Origin of the sequence: uncultured Aureimonas sp. (genome assembly GCF_913775355.1) — a bacterium.
Taxonomy (GTDB): Bacteria; Pseudomonadota; Alphaproteobacteria; order Rhizobiales; family Rhizobiaceae; genus Aureimonas.
On the sequence record NZ_CAJYIU010000105.1, the window covers coordinates 1 to 19,968 of the forward strand.

The following is a 19,968-nucleotide window of genomic DNA, read 5'->3' on the forward strand; positions in this document are numbered from 1 at the left end:
ATGGTCGTGTGCCTCGGCGCCGGCAACATCACGGCCTGGGCCTACGCCCTGCCGAAGGAACTCGAGGCGCTGGGGCGGGGGGCTTGAGCGAGCTTCTCGCCGCGCTCTCCGATCCCGCCCTCGGCCTGCGCGGCAAGCTGCAGGCCGGGGCGGACCTCTCCAAGATCACCTGGTTCCGCACCGGCGGGCCGGCGGACGTGATGTTCCAGCCGGCCGACGAAGCGGATCTTTCCGCCTTCCTCGCCACCCTGCCGGCCGAGGTGCCGCTGACGGTCGTCGGCATCGGCTCCAACCTCCTGATCCGCGACGGCGGGGTGGGGGGCGTCGTGCTGCGGCTGCCGGCCAAGGGCTTCGGCGAGGTCGAGGCGATCGGGGACAGGCGCATCCGGGCGGGCGCGGCGGCGAGCGACAAGCGCGTGGCGGCGGTGGCTTGGGAAGCAGGGCTCGGTGGGTTCCACTTCCTGCACGGCATTCCGGGGTCCGTCGGCGGTGCGATCCGCATGAACGGCGGGGCCAACGGGGTCGAGACGGCCGACCGGCTGGTCGAGGCGCGCGCGCTCGACCGGCAGGGCCGGGTGCATGTCCTGTCCAAGGCCGACATGGGCTTTTCCTACCGCCATGCCGATGCGCCCGAGGACCTGATCTTCGTCTCGGCCGTCTTTGAGGGGCCAGAGACGGAGCGCGACGACATCCGCCGCGCGATGGACGAGGTGCAGCATCACCGCGAGACCGTGCAGCCGGTGCGCGAGAAGACCGGTGGGTCGACCTTCAAGAACCCGCCCGGCACCTCCGCCTGGAAGGAGGTCGACCGCGCTGGCTGCCGGGGGCTTCGCATCGGCGGCGCCGAGATGTCGGCGCTCCACTGCAACTTCATGCTGAATGTCGGCGACGCGACGGGGCACGATCTGGAGCTTCTGGGCGAGACGGTGCGCGAGCGCGTCTACGCCACGAGCGGCATTCTCCTCGAATGGGAGATCAAGCGCCTCGGCCGTTTCGCCGAAGGCGCCGAGGTTCGGCCCTTCAGCCCGTAGAGGCCGAGCCTACCATTTCAGCCCGTTCTTGTTGGGCCCGAGCTGGCCGCCGGGGATGCCGCGGCCCGGCCAGGGGCCGACCGAATGAATGTCGCGTCCGAGCGCGAAGGCGTCGCCGCGGCGCGGGCGCTCGCGCGGCGGGCGGACGAGGATCTCGACGTGGTCGGTATCTTCGGTACCGCTCTGGGATCGCGCGGTGACGCTCAGGCGGTGCAGCCCCGGCTCGACCGCGCCGGACGTCGCGACCCAGGCGGCGCCCTCGCGCGAGAGCGCGATCTCGCGCTCGCCAAGACGGGCCGACGCGGAAGCGATGTCGGAGCCGAACACGCGGGCGCGGATGGCGAACTCGCCCTCCGGCACCTGATCGCGCGATTGCGGATCGGTCATCAGCCGGAGATCGGAAGGCGAGGTCACGAGCACGAAGGGCCAGGGCGCGTCGAGCGGCTTGAACCGCCAGCTGACCGCAGTCCCGTCGACTGCGCCGAGCGAGAAGCCGGGACCGCCGGCCTCCTCGATCTCGCCGGTGGAGCGCGTCGCCGCGTAGACCACGCGACCGTCATTCAGGAGTTCGTTGTAGTGCGTGTGGCCGGTGCCGACGAAGCGCACGTTCCCCGACGCGAGAAGCGAGGCGACCTCCTCGGTGCCGGTGTGCAGGTCGCCGGGATAGGCGTGCATGAAGACGACGGCGGCGTGCCCGGCCGCATCGGCGGCGTCGAGCTCGCGGCCCAGCCAGAGCGTCTGCTTCGAGCCGAGCCGGAAGTCCGGGCCGCCGCTCCCTGCCGAGACGATATCGAGGAAGAGGATGCGCGTCTCGCCGACCGTGACCGCATAGGGGAGGGGCTGGCGCGCGAGATGGCGGTAGAAGCCGTCGAGGTTGCCGGCCTCGAAATCATGGTCGCCAGGGATCGCGTGCAGCGGAATGCCGAGCGGCGCGACGACCTCGGCGATCCGCTCGAACTGCTCTTCGGTGGCGTGATTGGCGTTGTCGCCGGGCAGCACCGCCAGATCGACCTGTCCGGCGAGATTGTCGCGGGCGGACGCCACGAGCTGCCGGAACACGTCGAGGCTTGCCCAGCCGTCCTGCTCGCAGACATGTAGGTCGCCGAACTGCAGCCAAGTGATCATCGCCGATCCCTATCCTCACCGACGCGTGATCGCGTCCGGCTGCCGAACCGCTGACGCTACGTTAGGTTCCGGCAGGGCAGCCCCGCGTGGCCTATTTCCGCGGACGCGGAGACGATAGGGGGTTGGGGACGAGCCGACGCCGGACCTAGAGAGTGACGATGACAGCCGCCACACGAGAGCAAGCCGCCCTGAAGCGATCGATCGCCGCGACCCTCGTCGTCGGGGCATCGGGCGTCGTGTTCGGCGTCCTGTCGGGTTCCCTGTCGATCGCCTTCGACGGCATGTTCTCGGTGGTCGACGCGTCGATGACCGGCATGGCGCTTCTCGTCTCGCGCCTCATCGCCCGGCAGGCGAGCGGCCGCTTCCAGCTCGGCTTCTGGCACCTCGAGCCGATCGTGCTCCTGTTCAACGGCGGTCTCCTGTCGCTCCTGTCGCTCTATGCGTTCGTCAACGCCGTGGGCACGCTGATGTCCGGCGGTCGGCCGCTCGAATTCGGCTGGGCGATCGCCTATGCCGCCGCTATCGTGGCGATCTGCCTCGCGATGTTCCTGATCGGGCGCCGGCAGAACCGCGAGATCGGGTCCGAGCTTCTGGCGCTCGACGTGAAGGGCTGGGCGATGGCGGGGCTGATTACGGCGGCGCTCCTTGTCGCCTTCGTGATCGCCGCGCTCTTGCAGGGCAGCGCCTTTGAGCGCTGGACGCCCTATGTCGATCCCGCCGTGCTCGCGATCCTGACGCTCTGCCTCATCCCGGTGCCGCTGCGCACCGTCTTCGACGCCTTGAAGGACATCTTCCTCGTCGCGCCGCCGGAACTCGATACCAAGGCGCGGACTGTCGCCGCCGACATCGTCGCGCGGCACGGCTTTCGCGAGGTCCGCACCTATGTCGCCAAGGTCGGGCGCTCGCGTACGCTGGAGTTCCATTTCGTGGTGCCGCACGACCACCCGCGCCAGTCGCTCGCCGACTTCGATCGCGTGCGCGAGGAGATCGCCGGGGCGATCGGCGGCGATCCGCGCGATCGCTGGCTGACGGTGGCCTTCACCGCCGATCCAAAATGGGTGGACTGACGCCGGGCGTTCAGGCGGCCGTGGCATTGGCGGCGAGGGGGAACGGACGATCGTGACCGTCGCGGGCAATGCGCTTCAGGACGTCCTCGGGGCGCAGCGGCCGGTCGAAGTGGTAGCCCTGCCCGAAGTGGCTGCCCGCGCGGCGGACCGCGGCGAGTTCGTCCGCCGTCTCGATGCCTTCGGTGACGATCCGCAGATCGAGCACTTCCGCGAGCGAACAGATCGTGGCGATGATCGCATGGCCGCCGGCCGCGACCCCGTCGCCGCGCAGGAAGGACTGGTCGATCTTGATCTTGTCGAAGGGGAAGCGCTGGAGGTAGCTGAGGGATGCGTAGCCGGTCCCGAAGTCGTCCAGCGAGACCCGGCAGCCGAGCGCCCGCAACTGGTGTACGAGGTCGAGCACGGTCGCGTCGTCGACGATCAGGGTGCTCTCGGTGATCTCGATCTCCAGCCGGCTGGGATCGAGGCCGTTCTGCGCGAGAGCCGCCCAGGACTGCGCGATGAAGCTCTGGTCGAGCAGCTGGCGCGCCGACACGTTCACGGCGACATAGACGTCGGACGGCCAGCGGCTCGCCTCGCGGCAGGCTTCCTCGATCACCCAGCGCCCGATCGCCTCGATCTGCCCGCTGCGTTCGGCGATCGGAATGAACTCCGTCGGCGAGATCGACCCGAGTTCGGGATGCTGCCAGCGCAGGAGCGCCTCGAAGCCGACCGTGCGATCGTCGGAAAGATCGATGATCGGCTGGTAGACGAGCGAGAAGTCGCCGGCTGCGGCCGCGCGGCGCAGTGCATCCTCGATCGCCTGCTCGCGCAGGAACGCCTGCTTCATCTCGGGCCGGAAGCGGCGATAGCGGCCGCGGCCCTCGCCCTTGGCGGCGTAGAGGGCGATGTCGGCATCGTTCAGGAGCATCGCGCCCTGGCTCGCCTCCTGCGCGCCGATGCCGATCGTGACATTGGCCTGCACTTCGGTGCCGGCGACGCGGCAGGGCTCGCCCATGCTGGCGAGCACCGCGTCGGCGCAGGTGAGGCTTCGCGCCTCGGCCGCCTCACCCGAGAAGACGATGGCGAACTCGTCGCCGCCGATCCGGGCGATCGTGTCCGCGTCGGACCCGGCGGTGCGCAGCCGCGACGCGAGCTCGACGATCACGCCGTCGCCGACGCTGTGGCCGAGCGTGTCGTTGATCGTCTTGAAATGATCGACGTCGACGAGGACGACGGCTGCGGGCTTGCCGTCGACCTTGCGCAGGTCGGCGTCGAAGGCGAGGCGGTTGGCGAGGCCGGTCAGTCCGTCGGTCCGCGAGATGCTGTCGAGCCGGCGGTTCTGGTGGAGGACGAAGCCGACGAGCACCATGCCGACGAGGACGAGGACGATCGTGACGGCGGTGACGATAGCCATGATCTGGCGCAGCGTCGTCTGGTTGCCGAGGACGATGTCGCCGGCTTCGCCGTGGGCGCGCGAGGCGAGCCGCAGAATGGGCGTGGTGAGAGGCCCGAGGAGGTCGTAGGCCGCTTCGAGATTGGCGGTATCAGACGGATCGGCGAGGAGTGGCCCGAGCTGCCGCAGCGCTTCGGCGAGGCGGTCGCCTGTCTCGGTCAGCTGGTGGCGCGTCGCGAAGGCGTTGTCGCGGATGATCCCGAGCCGGTTCACGAGGATGTCGTGCCGCAGCTTGATCTGCGCCGGGTCGGCGCCCGCGATCACGTCCTTCAGGGCGACCTGCAGGCGCAGGATCTCGGCGGCGGTCTGGGAGTAGTCGAACGTGACGTTGTACTGTGACGCCTCGCTGATCTGGCGCTGGTAGCGCACCACGAGGATCGACGACACGACGACGAGCAGCGCCAGCACCGCGGTGACGCAGGTCAAGCCGTAGCTGACCTTCCGGACGCTCAAGGTGAAGGGCCGCAGGCCGCCGGCTGCGCTCATGGGGCGAGGTCGATCTCGGCGAGCTGCCAGACGGCGCGGCTGTAGTAGGACTGGTGCTGAAGTGCCGACCGGCTGTCGAAGGGGAAGACCACGAAGATCGGGCCCTTGTCCTGAACCGACATGGGCTCGCCGTTCATGCGCGTGGCGAGGAGGGCATCGCCCGAGACGAGCTCGGCCGCTTTGGTCTCGACGACGTAGTCGTTGAGGGCGATCAACTGCATCGAGCTTTCGCTCGCCGGCACGCCCATCGCCGCGAGGAAGTCGGAGACGGAGACGCCGGAGAACTCGACCGCGCCGCTGTGCCAGGGCGTCGTCGTGCGGAAGCGGGTCTGCGGCAGGGCATCGAGGTCCGCAAGGCTGAGCGTTGCCGATCCGTCGGCTCCCGCGCGTGCGAACTTGCCGCGCAGCGTCAGGATCGGCTCGTCGGCAAGCGCCGGGACGATCCACCCCGACAACGCGAGCGCGCCCATTCCCATCAGAAGAGTTCTGCGGTCCACGATTCGCCCTTTCCCTTGGGGGAGGGCCGCAAGGTATCGCGAGGTCCTGAAGAAGATGTGAGTTTTCGACAGGAATGTTTTGCTCTGCAACATAGCGCGGCGAGCGCGACTGCGGCAGCCGACGCCCCAGACCGTCCGCGATGCCACCGCGACGGTTTCCAGCCTGTTGGCGGCCGCGCGAGGGTCGGGATCGAGGAGGATCGCGTCCGAGCGTTCGGCACCTGCCGGTGCGGCAGGAACAAGTTGAAAAGCTTGAGAACAGGTGTTCATACTTGCGGCGGGCGAGGACCGGACGACGCAAGATTCGGCCTCGCATGTTGCCCGGGGGGAGCACGATGACCGAAATTCTCGCCGCCCTGAAGGGGTCGTGGACGCGCTCGGCGCGACCGTCCTCCTTCCGATCATCATCTTCGTCATCGCGCTGGTGCTGGGAGCGCGGCCGGGCCGGGCCTTCCGGGCGGGCCTGACGATCGGCATCGCCTTCATCGGCATCAACCTCGTCCTCGGCCTGATGCTGACCACGCTCGGCGGGGTGGCGCAGGCCATCGTGACGAATACGGGCATGCAGCGCGACATCGTGGACGTCGGCTGGCCGTCGGCGGCGGCCATTGCGTTCGGATCGTCGGTCGGCCTCTGGGTCATTCCGATCGGCATTCTCGTCAACGTCGCGCTGCTCTTCTCCGGGATGACGCGCACGCTCAACGTCGACGTCTGGAATTTCTGGCACTTCGCCTTCGTCGGCTCGCTCGTCGTCGCCGCGACCGGCAGCCTCGGCTACGGGCTACTGGCCGCCGCCCTGATGGCGGCCCTCTCGCTGGTGCTGGCCGACTGGACGGCGAAGGGCGTCCAGCGCTTCTACGGCGTTCCGGGCGTGTCGGTGCCCCATCTCGCTTCGGCGCAGATCGTGCCGCTGGCGATCGCCCTCAACTGGATCATGGACCGTATTCCCGGCGTCAACCGCATCCGGGTCGACACCGAGACCGTACAGCGCCGCCTCGGCGTGTTCGGCGAGCCGATCGTCATGGGCCTGATCATCGGTCTCGTGTTGGGCCTCGTCGCCTATGCCGGTTCCGCCGATGCGGGGACCGTCATCACCAAGAGCCTCCAGACGGGCATGAGCCTGTCGGCGGTCATGCTGCTCCTGCCCAGAATGGTGAAAATCCTCATGGAGGGGCTCATTCCCGTCTCCGAGGCCGCGCGCGACTTCGTCCAGAAGCGGGCCGGAGACCGTGAGATCCACGTCGGCCTCGACTCGGCCATCCTGATCGGCCACCCCGCCGCCATCGCCTCGTCGCTGATCCTCGTGCCGGTCGCCATCCTCCTGTCGCTCGTCCTGCCCGGCAACCGGATCATCCTGTTCGCCGATCTCGCGGTGATCCCGTTCGTCGTGGCCATGGCGGCGCCGATCGTGAACGGCAACGTCTTCCGCATGGTCGTGATCGGCGCCGTGACGCTGGTGGTCGGCTTCTATGTCGGCATGGCGCTTTCGCCGCTGATGACGGCCACCGCCGCCAATTCCGGCTTTGCCATTCCCGCCAACGCCACCGGCATCACCAGCGTCGTCGACGGGTTCCTCTACATCCCATGGATCGTGATCCGCCTGACCGAGATGCTGGGTCTCGTCGGCCTGCTTCTGGTCTTCCTCGGCGTCGCCGCCCTTCTCCTCGTGTGGCGCGCCGCCCCCAGGCCGATGGAACGGCTGGCCGGAGCGGACGAGCCCGCGCCGGCGCCCTTGCCGACGGCCGGCCGGCCGATGGGGCGCCGCGCGTGACCGACCTTCTCCAGCGATACCTCGACCCCCGCGCCGTGATCACGGGCATCACGGTTCGCGATGCGGGGGAAGCGATCGATCTCCTGGCCGCGCGTCTTCACGAGATCGGCGCCGTCCGCCCCGGCTGGGCGGCAGCCGCGCGCACGCGGGAAGTGGCGATGCCCACCGGTCTGCCGCTCGGGGGGCTGAACGCGGCGATCCCGCACACCGATCCGGAGCATGTGGTGAGGGCCGCGGTCGGCCTTGCGGTCCTGCCCGAGCCCGTCTCCTTCCGGTCGATGGACGATCCCGACGTGTCGCTCGACGTGCGCGTGGTCTTCGCTCTCGCGATCCGCGACAAGGCCGAGCAGATCCCGCTTCTCCAGGCGGTGATCGCGACGCTTTCCGACGAGGCCCGTCTGGAACGCCTTGCCGGCGCGGGCGACCCCGCCGAGGCTTTGGCCGTTCTCGGTGAATGAAGCGAAAGGAACACCCATGCAGCGCAAGACCATTTTGATCGCCTGCGGCACGGCCGTGGCGACGTCGACCGTGGTGGCGGTCGCGATCGAGGAAGCCATGGCCGCTCGCGGCATCCCGGTGGAGGTTCGCCAGTGCAAGGCGACCGAAGTGCGCGGCCTCGCGGCCGACGCCGATGTCATCGTGGCGACGACCCCGGTGCCCGACGATCTCGGACGCCCGACGTTCAAGGGACTGCCCTTCCTGACGGGCATCGGCCGCGACAAGGTGCTGGACGACATCGAGGCGGCCCTTCGCGCCTGAGCACGCATAAGCATTCGGGAGGCGGCAACCGTTAACGCTGCCTCTCCAAACGGCCTTACGATTTTCTTGCAATCGCCGCACTCGGTTAACCAGCGCTTAACCATCTGCGGGCGATGAATGGTCCCTGACCTTCAATGCATGGAATCCCGGTCGATGACCTCGCATGTCGCAGTGCTGTTCGGTGGCTTCTCGTCCGAAAGGCCGGTGAGCCTGTCGTCGGGCAAGGCCTGTGCCGACGCGCTGGAAGCCGAGGGCTTTCGCGTCACGCGCGTCGATGTCGGCCGCGACGTGGCTGCGGTTCTGAAGGACCTCGCGCCCGACGTCGCCTTCAACGCGCTGCACGGGCCCTTCGGCGAGGACGGCACGATCCAGGGCATCCTGGAATTCCTGCAGATTCCCTACACGCATTCGGGCGTCCTCGCCTCGGCCCTCGCCATGAACAAGGTGAAGGCCAAGACGATCGCCAAGGCGGCCGGCGTGCCCGTCGCCGACCACAAGATCCTCGATCGCCGTGCGGTCGCGAAGTCCCACGTCATGGCGCCGCCTTACGTGGTCAAGCCGATCGCGGAGGGCTCGTCCTTCGGCGTCCTCATCGTGCGCGCCGACCAGGAGCATCCGCCTCAGCAACTGCACGGCGCCGATTGGACCTTCGGCGAGGAGGTCATGGTCGAGCGCTTCGTGCCGGGCCGCGAGCTCACCTGCGCCGTGATGGGCGACGTGGCGCTGCCGGTCTGCGAGATCACGACGGAAGGTCACGCCTTCTACGACTACGATTCCAAGTATCTGCCGGGCGGCTCCCAGCACGTGATCCCGGCTCAGATCCCGCCCGCCATCGCCAAGCGCGTGCAGGAGGCGGCGCTTGCCGCCCACCGCGCCGTCGGCTGCCGCGGCGTGTCGCGCTCCGACTTCCGCTACGACGACCGCTTCGGCGAGAAGGGCGAACTCGTCTGGCTCGAGGTCAACACCCAGCCCGGCATGACGCCGACCTCGCTGGTGCCCGACATCGCGAAGGTCGCCGGCCACTCCTTCGGCGAGCTGCTCTCCTGGATGGTGAGGGACGCCTCATGCGGTCGCTGAACGACGCCCCGATGTTCCAGCGCGTCAGCCCCTTGGTGCTGCGCCTGCAGCGCCTCGGCCGCAAGACCGTGGTGTGGATCAAGAACGCGCGCGACCTGCCGCTGCCGCGCTTCCGCACGATCGCCGCCGGCCTTCTCGGCTCGACCGCGATCTACGGCATGGTCCTCGGCAGCCATACGACGGCCGTCATCGACGCCGTGGCCGAGCCGCTCGGCCTGTCGATCGATACCGTGGACGTGACGGGCTACGCCGAGACGAGCGAGATCGACGTCCTGCAGACGCTCTGGATGGCCGGCGCGCAGACGCTGCCGGCGCTGGACGTGACGGCCGCGCGCGAGGCGATCGAGGCGATGCCCTGGATCGAGAGCGCGACGATCGAGAAGGAATATCCGAACCGCGTGAAGATCGCGCTGGTGGAGAAGAAGCCCTTCGCGCTCTGGCAGCGCGACAAGGATCTCTGGATCGTCGACCACGACGGGCGGGAGATCGTGCCCTACGCGACGACGCGCTTCACCGACCTGCCCTTCGTGGTGGGCCCGGGCGCGGCGCGCGAGGCGGCGGACATCCTCGACAAGATGGCGCTCGTCCCCGAGCTCGATCAGCGGATCAAGGCCTATGTGCGCGTCGGCGACCGGCGCTGGGACCTGCGCCTCGACAACGGCGTCGTGATCCGCCTGCCGGAACTCGACCCGATCGAGGCGGCCGCGACCGTGATGCGCGTCGACCGCAACGAGGGTCTTCTCGCCCGCGACATCGTCTCGGTCGACATGCGGCTTGCCGACCGGATGGTCGTCAAGCTCACCCCCGCCGCCAAGGAGCGCTGGGACAAGGTTCTCAAAGAGCGCGACAAGCTCTGGAAGCAGGCTCAGAAGGAAAAGCCGGTATGAGCTTCTTCTCCAAGACGACCGACGAACTGCCCCGTATCAAGAAGCCTTCGGACAAGCGCGTACGCACCATCTCGGTGCTCGACGTCGGCTCCTCCAAGGTCACCTGCCTGATCGCCAAGCTGAAGCCGCGCCCGGAAAGCGAGGTCCTGCCGGGCCGCACGCACGTGGTCGAGGTCATCGGCATCGGCCACCAGCGCTCGCGCGGCGTGAAGTCCGGCGTGGTGGTCGACCTCGAGGCGGCGGAGAAGTCGATCCGCTTCTGTGTCGACGCCGCCGAGCGCATGGCCGGGCTGACTATCGAGTCGCTGATCGTCTCGGTCTGCGCCGGACGGCTGAAGAGCCTGCGCGGCATGGCGCGGGTCGACGTCGAGGGCGCCGAGGTCGGCGAGCTCGATCTGAAGCGCGTGCTGAACCAGGCCGCCCGCATGCCGCTCCGCGACGGCCGCGTCGCGCTGCACCGCGTGCCGTTCGACCTGTCGCTGGACGGCGAGGGGAGCCTCGAGAACCCGGTCGGCATGACCGGCTCCGAGCTCGGCGCCGATCTCCATATCCTGTCGGCGGAGGAGACCCCGCTGCGCAACCTCGAGGCCGCGATCAACCGCGCGCATCTCGTGGTCGAGGCCTTCGTCGCGACCCCTTACGCGAGCGGCCTGTCGACGCTGGTCGACGACGAGGCGCTGATGGGGTCGGCCTGCATCGACATGGGCGCCGGCTCGACCACGATCTCGATCTTTCAGAACGGCCATTTCGCCTATGCAGACGCGGTGGCGCTCGGCGGGCATCACATCACGATGGATCTGGCTCGCGGCCTGTCGATCCGCCCCGAGCAGGCCGAGCGGCTGAAGGTCATGCACGGCAACGCCCTGCCGAGCATGATGGCCGACGGCGAGACCGTGTCGGTCGCCCCGCTCGGCGACGAGGCGCACGAGCAGCCGGTGCAGGTGTCGCGCTCCCTGATCGCGCGCATCATCCGGCCGCGCGTGGAAGAGACGCTGGAGCTGATCCGCGATCGTCTGGCGGCTTCGAATCTCGGCCACGTCATCGGCAAGCGCGTGGTGCTGACGGGCGGCGCTTCGCAGCTCGCCGGCCTTTCGGAAGCCGGCCGCACGCTCCTCAATCGCAACGTGCGCCTCGGCCGGCCAGTCGGCGTCGCAGGGCTCTCGGCCTCCAACAAGAGCCCGGCCTTCGCGACGGCGGTCGGATTGCTGATCTACCCGCAGGTCGCGGCGATGGAGCACGTGCCTGAGCAGTCGATGATCGACTTCGCGCTCGACCCGCGCACGCGCGTCGGCCGCTTCGGTTCGTGGCTCCGGCAGAGTTTCTGACAAGCTTCGCGTGCGAAGCTCGTCCATCCGAATACCCCATCGGTGCGCGCCGCGCACTGGTTCTTGAGACCCCAGGCCGCGCGGCGAACCGGCCCAGACACAAAGGGAAACCACGATGAGCATCACCCTTCAGAAGCCGGACATCACCGAACTGAAGCCGCGGATCACCGTGTTCGGTGTGGGCGGCGGCGGCTGCAACGCCGTCAACAACATGATCAACGCCGGCCTCGAGGGCGTCGAGTTCGTGATCGCCAACACGGATGCGCAGGCGCTCCGCTCCTCGCGCGCCGAGCGCGTGATCCAGATGGGCGTCGCCGTCACCGAGGGTCTGGGCGCCGGCTCGCAGCCCGAGGTCGGCCGCGCGGCCGCCGAAGAGTCGCTCGACGAGATCTGCGATCACCTCCTCGGCTCGCACATGTGCTTCGTCACCGCCGGCATGGGTGGCGGCACCGGCACCGGCGCGGCCCCGGTCGTCGCCCGTGCGGCGCGCGAGAAGGGCATCCTGACGGTCGGCGTCGTCACCAAGCCGTTCCACTTCGAGGGCCAGCGCCGTCTGCGCATCGCCGAGCAGGGCATCGAGGAGCTGCAGAAGAACGTCGATACGCTGATCGTCATTCCGAACCAGAACCTCTTCCGCATCGCCAACGACAAGACCACCTTCGCCGATGCCTTCGGCATGGCCGACCAGGTGCTCTATTCGGGCGTCGCCTGCATCACCGACCTGATGGTCAAGGAAGGCCTGATCAACCTCGACTTCGCCGACGTGCGTTCGGTGATGCGCGAGATGGGCAAGGCGATGATGGGCACGGGCGAAGCGTCCGGCGAGGGCCGCGCGATGGCCGCTGCCGAGGCCGCGATCGCCAACCCGCTCCTCGACGAGACTTCGATGAAGGGCGCCAAGGGCCTCCTCATTTCCATCACCGGCGGGCGTGATCTCACGCTCTTCGAGGTGGACGAGGCTGCGACCCGCATCCGCGAGGAAGTCGACCAGGATGCCAACATCATCCTCGGCGCGACCTTCGACGAGAGCCTGGAAGGCGTGATCCGCGTGTCGGTCGTCGCCACCGGCATCGACAAGGCGGCGATGGAAGTCTACGGCCACGCCGCCGAGGCCCGCGCCGCCGCCGCTCTCGCCGCCCGCCCGGCCTTCCAGCCGGCCCCGGCTCCGGTGCAGGTGGCGCACGCCGCCCCGGTGATGCAGGCGCCCGCACTGGTCGCCCAGGCGCCGGTCGCAGCGCCCGCCGCCTACCAGCCGGCGCCTGCGATGGCCGACATCGAGGACGACTTCACCGCCGCCCTCGAGGCCGAGATCGCCCAGGTCGCTCCGCGCGCCCCGGCGCCGCGCCAGCCGGTCCAGCAGCCCGCGCAGGCCCGCATGCCCCGCGTCGAGGACTTCCCGCCTGTGGTGCAGGCCGAGATCGAGCGCCGTGCCGGTGCCGTCGACGCCACGGGTGACGAGCGGGGCCCGATGGGTCTCCTGCGTCGCCTGACGACCGGCCTGTCGCGCCGCGAGGAAGACGAGGCGGTGCTCGCCGACCCCGTCCGCCCCGTCGCGCCGCGCCGTCCGGCCGAGGCCAGCCCGTATGCGCCGCGCCGCCAGGCGGCCGACTCCGCGGCCCGCCCGCAGAGCCAGGTTCGCCAGCCGAGCGAGGAAGATCAGCTGGAAATCCCGGCGTTCCTGCGCCGTCAGTCGAACTGACGGTCACAAACTCACCGCCTTTTGGTGTGGCCCGCCTTCGCAAGAAGGCGGGCCGTTTCGTTTAACGCACTGATTTCGTTATCCTAAATGAAACTTTAAGCCGCTTTCCGGTAACATCGGGTAAGAAAGCGTGATTTGGCCTCAATTGGGTCGAGACCTAAATTTTGTGACAGTTTCAGACACTTCGCGTTCGCCGACGGGTTCCCAAGCGGGATCTTCCGGAAGCCGGGAAGAGTTCTCCTGCCGTCGACGCGATTATCTGGCGCACGGCAGGCCGGTATAAGGAAGAGTAACACGTGGTCAGTCAGCACACGATCGGAGCGCGCATCGGTTTCGAGGGCGTGGGCGTTCACAGCGGTACGCTGGTCGAACTGTCCCTGCACCCGGCCGAGCCCGATACCGGTATCGTGTTCCACGTCTTCGAGGCTTCCGGCCTCGTTCACGAAATCCGTGCCGTCTCCGGCAACGTGACCTCCACCGACCTGTCGACGATCGTGGGCGATCGTCGTGGCGCGCATGTGGCGACGATCGAGCACATCATGGCCGCGCTCTACGCCATGGACGTCGACAACGTCGTGGTCCAGATCGACGGCAACGAGATCCCGATCATGGACGGCGGCTCCGACATGTTCGTGCGCGCCATCGAAGCGGCGGGCCTCGTCGCCCAGCGTGCGCCGCGCCGCTTCATCAAGGTCCTGAAGTCCGTCCGCGTCGAGCTGAACGGCGGATTTGCCGAGTACCACCCGCACGAGGGCACGCGCTTCGAGGTCGAGATCGACTTTTCGACCGTGGCGATCGGCCGTCAGCGCTTCTGCGCCGACCTCAGCCCGAGCCTCTTCCGCGACGAGCTCGCCCGCGCCCGCACCTTCGGCTTCATGAAGGACGTCGAGCGGCTCTGGGCGTCGGGCCACGCGCTCGGCTCCTCGCTCGAGAACTCCGTCGTGATCGGCGACGACGACCGGGTGATCAACCCGGCCGGCCTGCGCTACCCCGACGAGTTCGTCCGTCACAAGACGCTGGATGCCGTGGGCGACCAGGCGCTGGCCGGCGCCCGCGTCCTCGGCTGCTACCGCTCCTACAAGGGCGGCCACCGCCTCAACGCGATGGCGCTGCAGGCGCTGCTCGCCGATCCTTCGGCACATGCCTTCGTCGAGGGCAACGGACGCCGCGCCGAGCCGCTGCGTCAGGCGGGCATGGCGGCGATCGCCGTACCGGCGCTAGGTCCCCAGATCCTCTGATCGAGGCCAGCGCCCCTGCCGGCGGCTGACGCCGCTCGCGGGCAGGTGAGAGCCGGCCTCCTCGCGAATGCGGCGCTCCGGCCACGGCCGGAGCCCCTCGCGCGAAGGGGAACGGCGGAAACGTCCGAAACATCCCGAAAGTCTTAAAAAAGGCGCCTTGGCCTGTCGTGAAGCGTTGTCGCGATGCGGGACGTTGGCTAGGAAGATGTCCCGCCCGGTCCGTTCATGCCGGTCCGGGGAAGCCAGGGGGAACCAGTTCGATGGGAATCAAGATGCCGCTGTCCGGCCGCTTTCCGGTCGTGCCGATGGCACTGGCCGTCGCCGCGTCGGGCCTTCTTCTCTCGGGGTGCATGTCCTCGAAGGACACCGATATCGATGCCCTGGCGCTCGCCTCGCAGACCGAGCCGGCCGATGCGCTCTACAATCAGGGTCTCGCCAATCTCGAGAACGGCCGGCTGAAGGAAGCCGCCGCCAAGTTCGAGGCGATCGACCGCCAGCATCCCTATTCCGAATTCGCCCGCAAGGCGCTGGTGATGCGCGCCTTCGCGAGCTACCGCACCGGCGACTATGACGAGGCGATCGCCTCGGCGCGCCGCTACCTGTCGCTCTATCCGGGATCGCAGGACGCAGCCTACGCGCAGTACATCATCGGCCTGTCCTACTATCGCCAGATGCCGGACGTGACGCGCGACCAGACCGATACCGCGCGCGCCGTGCAGGCGATGCAGGAGGTCGTCGACCGCTATCCCGACTCCGAATATGCCGAGGACGCCCGCACCAAGCTGCGCATCGCGCGCGACCAGCTCGCCGGCAAGGAGATGCAGGTCGGGCGCTACTATCAGGAGCGCCGCGAGTACATCGCCGCGATCAACCGCTTCAAGAACGTCGTGGACACCTATCCGGGTACGCGCCACGTCGAGGAGGCGCTCGCGCGCCTGACCGAGACCTACTACGCGATGGGCCTGACCCAGGAAGCGCAGGCTTCGGCGTCGGTGCTCGGGCAGAACTTCCCCGAGTCCGAGTGGTATCGCGACTCCTATGCGCTGCTCCAGAGCAAGGGTCTGGAGCCGCGCAGCGGCGGCGCGACGTCGTGGTTCTCCAACGCGACGCGTCTCATCACGGGTGCCGATCGCACGCCGACGGCGACGCGGGCGCAGGCCGATGCGACCGTGCTGCCGCCGCCCGCGCGCAGCTGATCGCCGGACGCATGACTTGAAGAAAAGGCCGGCTTCGCCCGGCCTTTTTTCGTTTCCGATGCCTGCCGCGCGGGTCATCCGCCCTTCTCTTCGGCGGCGCGCCTTCATATCTTCGGCGCTGCCGATTGCCATTCCTTCCCAGCCGGTCTAGCCCTTCCCGCGCATGCTTGTTCACCTTTCGATCCGCGACATCGTCCTCATCGACCGGCTCGACCTCGCGTTGAACGACGGTCTGTCGGTGCTCACCGGCGAGACCGGCGCCGGCAAGTCGATCCTGCTCGACGCCCTGTCGCTCGCGCTCGGCGGGCGCGGCGATGGCGGGCTGGTGCGCCACGGCTCGAAACAGGGCGAGGTCTCGGCCGTCTTCGATCTGCCGGCGGCCCATCCGGCACGGCGCCTTCTCACCGACAACGGCTTCGACGACGACGGCGACCTGATCCTGCGCCGTGTCCAGAGCGCCGACGGGCGCACGCGCGTCTTCATCAACGACCGTCCGTCGAGCGTCGGGCTGATGAAGGAGGTGGGCGCGACGCTGGTCGAGATTCACGGGCAGCACGACGACCGCGCGCTGGTCGACCCCGAGGCGCACCGGCTGCTCCTCGACGAGTACGGCGGTCTCACGTTGGAGGCGATGGCGGTGGCGCGCGCCTTCGACGACTGGCGAAAGGCCGAAGGCGAACTCAACCGGCACCGCGCCCGCGTCGAGGCCGCGGCCCGCGAGGCCGACTACCTCCGCGCCTCGGTCGAGGAGCTGTCCGAACTGGCGCCGATCGCCGGTGAGGAGGAGCAACTGGCCGAAGAGCGCCAGCGGATGATGCGCTCCGAGAAGATCGCGACCGACGTCAACGACGCGCACGAGGAACTGTCCGGTCCCGCATCGCCGATTCCAGGCCTCGGCAGCCTGCTCCGCCGGCTCGATCGCAAGAAGGACGAGCTGCCGGGCCTGCTCGACGAGGCGATCGAGCGGCTGGAGGCAGGGCTCGACGCCCTGTCGGATGCACAGATGAGCCTGCAGGGCGCGCTGCGCACGCTGGAGTTCGACCCGCGGGCGCTGGAGAAGTGCGAGGAGCGCCTCTTCGCGCTGCGCGCGGCGGGCCGCAAATACAACGTGCCGGTGGACGATCTTGCCGACCTGACGGCGAAGATGGTGGGCGATCTTGCCGAGCTCGACGCCGGCGAGGAGCGGTTGGGGCATCTGGAAGCCGATGTCGTCGCCCGGCGCGACACCTTCGACCGCCTCGCGGCCGATCTCTCGGTGAAGCGCCACGAGACCAAGCGGCATCTGGAAGAGGCCGTGATGGGCGAGTTGCCCGACATGAAGCTCGAACGCGCCGCCTTCATCGTCGAGATCGCGACCGACCCTTCGGCCCGCACCGGCGCCGGTATCGACACGGCCGAGTTCTGGGTGCGCACGAACCCTGGAACACGTGCCGGCCCCATGATGAAGGTCGCGTCCGGCGGCGAGCTGTCGCGCTTCCTTCTCGCCCTGAAGGTCGTGCTGGCCGATCGCGGCTCGGCGCCGACGCTCGTCTTCGACGAGATCGACACCGGCGTCGGCGGCGCGGTGGCGGATGCGATCGGCCGGCGCCTCGCGCGCCTTGCCTCGCGGGTGCAGGTCCTGTCGGTGACGCATGCGCCGCAGGTCGCGGCCCGCGCGACGACGCATCTCCTGATCTCCAAGGCGGAGACCGTGCCCGGCGACGAGCGCCTGTCGACGCGGGTGGCGACGATCGACGTGTCGGCGCGGCGCGAGGAGATCGCGCGGATGCTCGCCGGCGATATCGTGACCGACGAGGCCCGAGCGGCGGCCGCGCGGCTGATCGGTCATCCCGGCTGACAGCCGGCTGCCGATACGGGATTTTCGCGCGGACCGCCCCAGAATCGGTGTACCCGCCTCAGCGTCCCCGTTTCAGTCGAGCCAGCCCATGTCCGACCATCCCGCCCTCGATGCGATGACCCCCGATGAGGCCGCGGCCGAGCTCGAGCGGCTGGCGCGGGAGATGGCCGAGCACGACAGGCGCTACTACGAGGACGACGCGCCCACCGTTACCGACGCAGAGTACGATGCGCTGCGCAAGCGCAACGCCGCGCTCGAAGCCCGCTTCCCCGACCTCGTTCGACCCGATTCGCCCTCGCGAAAAGTCGGCGCCGCGCCCTCGGCGAAGTTCGCCAAGATCCGGCACGCCATGCCGATGCTCTCGCTCGACAACGCGTTCTCCGACGAGGACGTCGCCGACTTCGCACGCCGCGTTCGGCGGTTTCTGGGACTCGGCGACGATGCCAGGCTCGCCATCACGGCCGAGCCGAAGATCGACGGGCTGTCGCTGTCGCTGCGCTACGAGCGCGGCCGGCTCGTTTCGGCCGCGACGCGCGGTGACGGACAGGTGGGCGAGGACGTGACCGCCAACGCGCGCACGCTGGACGACATCCCGGATCGGCTGAAGGGCTTTGCGCCCGAGGTCTTCGAGGTGCGCGGCGAGGTCTACATGACCCATGCCGATTTCGCCGCCCTCAACGCCCGTCTCGTCGCCGAGGCGGGCGAGGGGGAAGGGGCGAAGGCTGCGCGCCAGTTCGCCAACCCGCGCAACGCCGCCGCCGGTTCGCTGCGCCAGAAGGACGCCAACGTCACGAAATCGCGGCCGCTGCGCTTTTTCGCCTATGCGTGGGGCGAGACGAGCGAACTGCCCGGCGAGACGCAGAGCGCCGTCGTCGCGGCGCTGCAGGACATGGGTTTCCAGACCAACACCGTGCCGCAGTTCGGGCAGGGCGAGCCGCTCATGCGGCGGCTCGACACGGTGGATGGTCTGATCGAGCACTATCGCCGCATCGAGGCGGCGCGCGCAGGGCTCGGCTACGACATCGACGGCGTCGTCTACAAGGTCGACGACCTCGACCAGCAGCGCGAACTCGGCTTCGTCTCGCGCGCGCCGCGCTGGGCGATCGCGCACAAGTTCTCGGCCGAGCAGGCGACGACGACGGTTGAGGAGATCGTCATCAATGTCGGGCGCACCGGCAAGCTCGCCCCGCTCGCCAAGCTGACGCCGGTGACGGTCGGCGGCGTCGTCGTCTCGAACGTCACGCTGCACAACGAGGACTATGTCGCCGGGCGTGACGCCGACGGACAGCCGATCCGCGGCGGGCGCGACGTGCGCATCGGCGACACGGTGGTGATCCAGCGTGCGGGCGACGTGATCCCGCAGGTGGTCGACGTCGTGATCGAGAAGCGACCGGCGGGGGCGGAGCCCTTCCGTTATCCCGACCATTGCCCGGTTTGCGGCTCGAAGGCCGAGCGCGAGATCAACCCGCGCACGGGACGGCTGGACTCGGTGCGTCGCTGCACGGCGGCGATGACATGTCCGGCCCAAGCCAAGGAGGGGCTGAAGCATTTCGTCTCGCGCAATGCCTTCGACATCGAGGGGCTCGGCGAGACCTTCGTCGAGGAGCTGTTCGACGCCGGCCTCCTGCGCCAGCCGGCCGACATCTTCCGCCTCGAGTTCGAGCCGCTGCGCGAGGCGATCGAGGCGCGGCGACGGGCGCTGTCCGAGGCTCGCCGACAAGCCGAGGGAAAGGCCGAGCCGGCCAAGCCAGCCAAGAAGGCGGAGACCTCGAAGGCGATCGACAACCTCCTGTCGGCCATCGAGGCCCGCAAGACCGTGTCGCTCGACCGCTTCATCTTCGCGCTCGGCATTCCCGAGATCGGGGAGAGTTCCGCCAAGGCGCTGGCGCGGCATTTCGACGATGTGCCCGCGCTGATCGCCGGCATCGACGCCGCGCGCGACGGGCAGCCGGGCGAGGACTGGGCCGAACTCAGCGCGCTGCGCACCATCGGCGGCACGACGTTCGAACGTCTGATGGCGGTGGACGACGCGAGGGTCGCCGATCCCGACTGGAAGCCGCTGCGCGATCCGGATCTCGGCCTCAAGGCGAACCAGCGGGTGGTCCTGCGCGAGCGCTATGGCGAGGAGGGGAACGGGTTCGCGGAGGCGCTGCGCCGTGCCAAGGCCGGCAGTCCGGGGGAGGGCTTTCTCCGCCTGACGCGCGACAGCGACATCGGAACGGTCGCGACCCTGTCGCTGATCCATTTCTTCGCCGAGCCGCACAACCGCGAGGCCGTCGAGGCGCTTCTGAACGTCGGCGTCTCGACCACCAACGAGCGCGCGGCGCCGCCGCCGGCATCCTCGCCCGTCAACGGCCAGACCGTCGTCTTCACCGGAACGCTGGAGAAGATGACGCGCGCCGAGGCCAAGGAGCGGGCGGAGGCGCTGGGAGCGAAGGTGTCCGGCTCGGTATCGAAGAAGACCGACCTCGTGGTCGCCGGACCCGGTGCCGGCTCCAAACTCACCGACGCCCAGAAGCATGGGGTCAAGGTCATCTC

At 68.9% G+C, this 19,968-nt stretch carries 16 protein-coding genes; 13 read left to right on the forward strand and 3 right to left on the reverse strand.

The features are described 5' to 3' along the window. The first annotated feature begins 83 nt into the window (after positions 1–83). Positions 84–1,031, forward strand: a complete 948-nt coding sequence (gene murB / locus QZ753_RS07345; protein ID WP_294642367.1) for a UDP-N-acetylmuramate dehydrogenase — start codon at positions 84–86, stop codon at positions 1,029–1,031. 9 nt (positions 1,032–1,040) lie between these two features. On the opposite strand, the gene QZ753_RS07350 is transcribed toward murB, so the two are convergent. Next, positions 1,041–2,156: a metallophosphoesterase gene (locus QZ753_RS07350; RefSeq protein ID WP_294642368.1), complete on the reverse strand. Its 1,116-nt coding sequence runs from the start codon at positions 2,154–2,156 to the stop codon at positions 1,041–1,043. 158 nt (positions 2,157–2,314) lie between these two features. Between QZ753_RS07350 and QZ753_RS07355 the strand changes: the two genes are divergently transcribed. Then, positions 2,315–3,223: a cation transporter gene (locus QZ753_RS07355; RefSeq protein ID WP_294642369.1), complete on the forward strand. Its 909-nt coding sequence runs from the start codon at positions 2,315–2,317 to the stop codon at positions 3,221–3,223. 10 nt (positions 3,224–3,233) lie between these two features. Here the strand turns inward: QZ753_RS07355 and QZ753_RS07360 are convergent, their stop codons facing one another. Both QZ753_RS07360 and QZ753_RS07365 read right to left on the reverse strand, forming a co-directional pair. Beyond that, positions 3,234–5,144: an EAL domain-containing protein gene (locus QZ753_RS07360; RefSeq protein WP_294642371.1), complete on the reverse strand. Its 1,911-nt coding sequence runs from the start codon at positions 5,142–5,144 to the stop codon at positions 3,234–3,236. Next, positions 5,141–5,641: a molybdopterin-dependent oxidoreductase gene (locus QZ753_RS07365; RefSeq protein ID WP_294642373.1), complete on the reverse strand. Its 501-nt coding sequence runs from the start codon at positions 5,639–5,641 to the stop codon at positions 5,141–5,143. Before QZ753_RS07365 ends, QZ753_RS07360 begins: the two co-directional genes overlap by 4 nt. 367 nt (positions 5,642–6,008) lie before the next feature. Here QZ753_RS07365 and QZ753_RS07370 point away from each other — a divergent pair, with 367 nt between their 5' ends. The 11 genes from QZ753_RS07370 to ligA all read left to right on the forward strand — a co-directional run. Continuing rightward, complete coding sequence (locus QZ753_RS07370; protein ID WP_294642374.1) at positions 6,009–7,412, forward strand: PTS transporter subunit IIC; 1,404 nt, start codon at positions 6,009–6,011, stop codon at positions 7,410–7,412. After that, the gene (locus QZ753_RS07375; protein WP_294642376.1) at positions 7,409–7,870 is read left to right on the forward strand and encodes a PTS sugar transporter subunit IIA; all 462 of its coding nucleotides are present in this window, start codon (positions 7,409–7,411) and stop codon (positions 7,868–7,870) included. The genes QZ753_RS07370 and QZ753_RS07375 overlap by 4 nt, the downstream gene beginning before the upstream one ends. Before the next feature lie 16 nt (positions 7,871–7,886). Then, positions 7,887–8,171 (forward strand): PTS sugar transporter subunit IIB, encoded by a 285-nt coding sequence (locus tag QZ753_RS07380; protein ID WP_294642378.1) that lies wholly within the window; start codon positions 7,887–7,889, stop codon positions 8,169–8,171. 153 nt (positions 8,172–8,324) lie between these two features. Next, positions 8,325–9,248 carry a D-alanine--D-alanine ligase gene (locus QZ753_RS07385; RefSeq protein WP_090959122.1) on the forward strand — a complete coding sequence of 308 codons (924 nt, stop codon included), beginning with the start codon at positions 8,325–8,327 and terminating at the stop codon, positions 9,246–9,248. Beyond that, on the forward strand, positions 9,236–10,135 hold the full coding sequence (locus QZ753_RS07390; protein WP_294642381.1) for a cell division protein FtsQ/DivIB: 900 nt from the start codon (positions 9,236–9,238) through the stop codon (positions 10,133–10,135). Before QZ753_RS07385 ends, QZ753_RS07390 begins: the two co-directional genes overlap by 13 nt. Beyond that, the gene (gene ftsA / locus QZ753_RS07395) at positions 10,132–11,460 is read left to right on the forward strand and encodes a cell division protein FtsA (protein ID WP_294642383.1); all 1,329 of its coding nucleotides are present in this window, start codon (positions 10,132–10,134) and stop codon (positions 11,458–11,460) included. The genes QZ753_RS07390 and ftsA overlap by 4 nt, the downstream gene beginning before the upstream one ends. Before the next feature lie 115 nt (positions 11,461–11,575). Next, on the forward strand, positions 11,576–13,159 hold the full coding sequence (gene ftsZ / locus QZ753_RS07400; protein ID WP_294642385.1) for a cell division protein FtsZ: 1,584 nt from the start codon (positions 11,576–11,578) through the stop codon (positions 13,157–13,159). A 296-nt stretch (positions 13,160–13,455) separates the two neighbouring features. Then, positions 13,456–14,397, forward strand: a complete 942-nt coding sequence (lpxC, locus tag QZ753_RS07405; protein ID WP_294642387.1) for a UDP-3-O-acyl-N-acetylglucosamine deacetylase — start codon at positions 13,456–13,458, stop codon at positions 14,395–14,397. Positions 14,398–14,657: 260 nt separating this feature from the next. Continuing rightward, positions 14,658–15,593 carry an outer membrane protein assembly factor BamD gene (locus tag QZ753_RS07410; RefSeq protein WP_294642389.1) on the forward strand — a complete coding sequence of 312 codons (936 nt, stop codon included), beginning with the start codon at positions 14,658–14,660 and terminating at the stop codon, positions 15,591–15,593. A gap of 163 nt (positions 15,594–15,756) precedes the next feature. Beyond that, positions 15,757–17,430: a DNA repair protein RecN gene (recN, locus tag QZ753_RS07415; RefSeq protein WP_294642392.1), complete on the forward strand. Its 1,674-nt coding sequence runs from the start codon at positions 15,757–15,759 to the stop codon at positions 17,428–17,430. Positions 17,431–17,518: 88 nt separating this feature from the next. Then, the coding region (ligA, locus tag QZ753_RS07420; protein WP_294642394.1) for an NAD-dependent DNA ligase LigA at positions 17,519–19,968 on the forward strand (2,450 nt) is incomplete at its 3' end.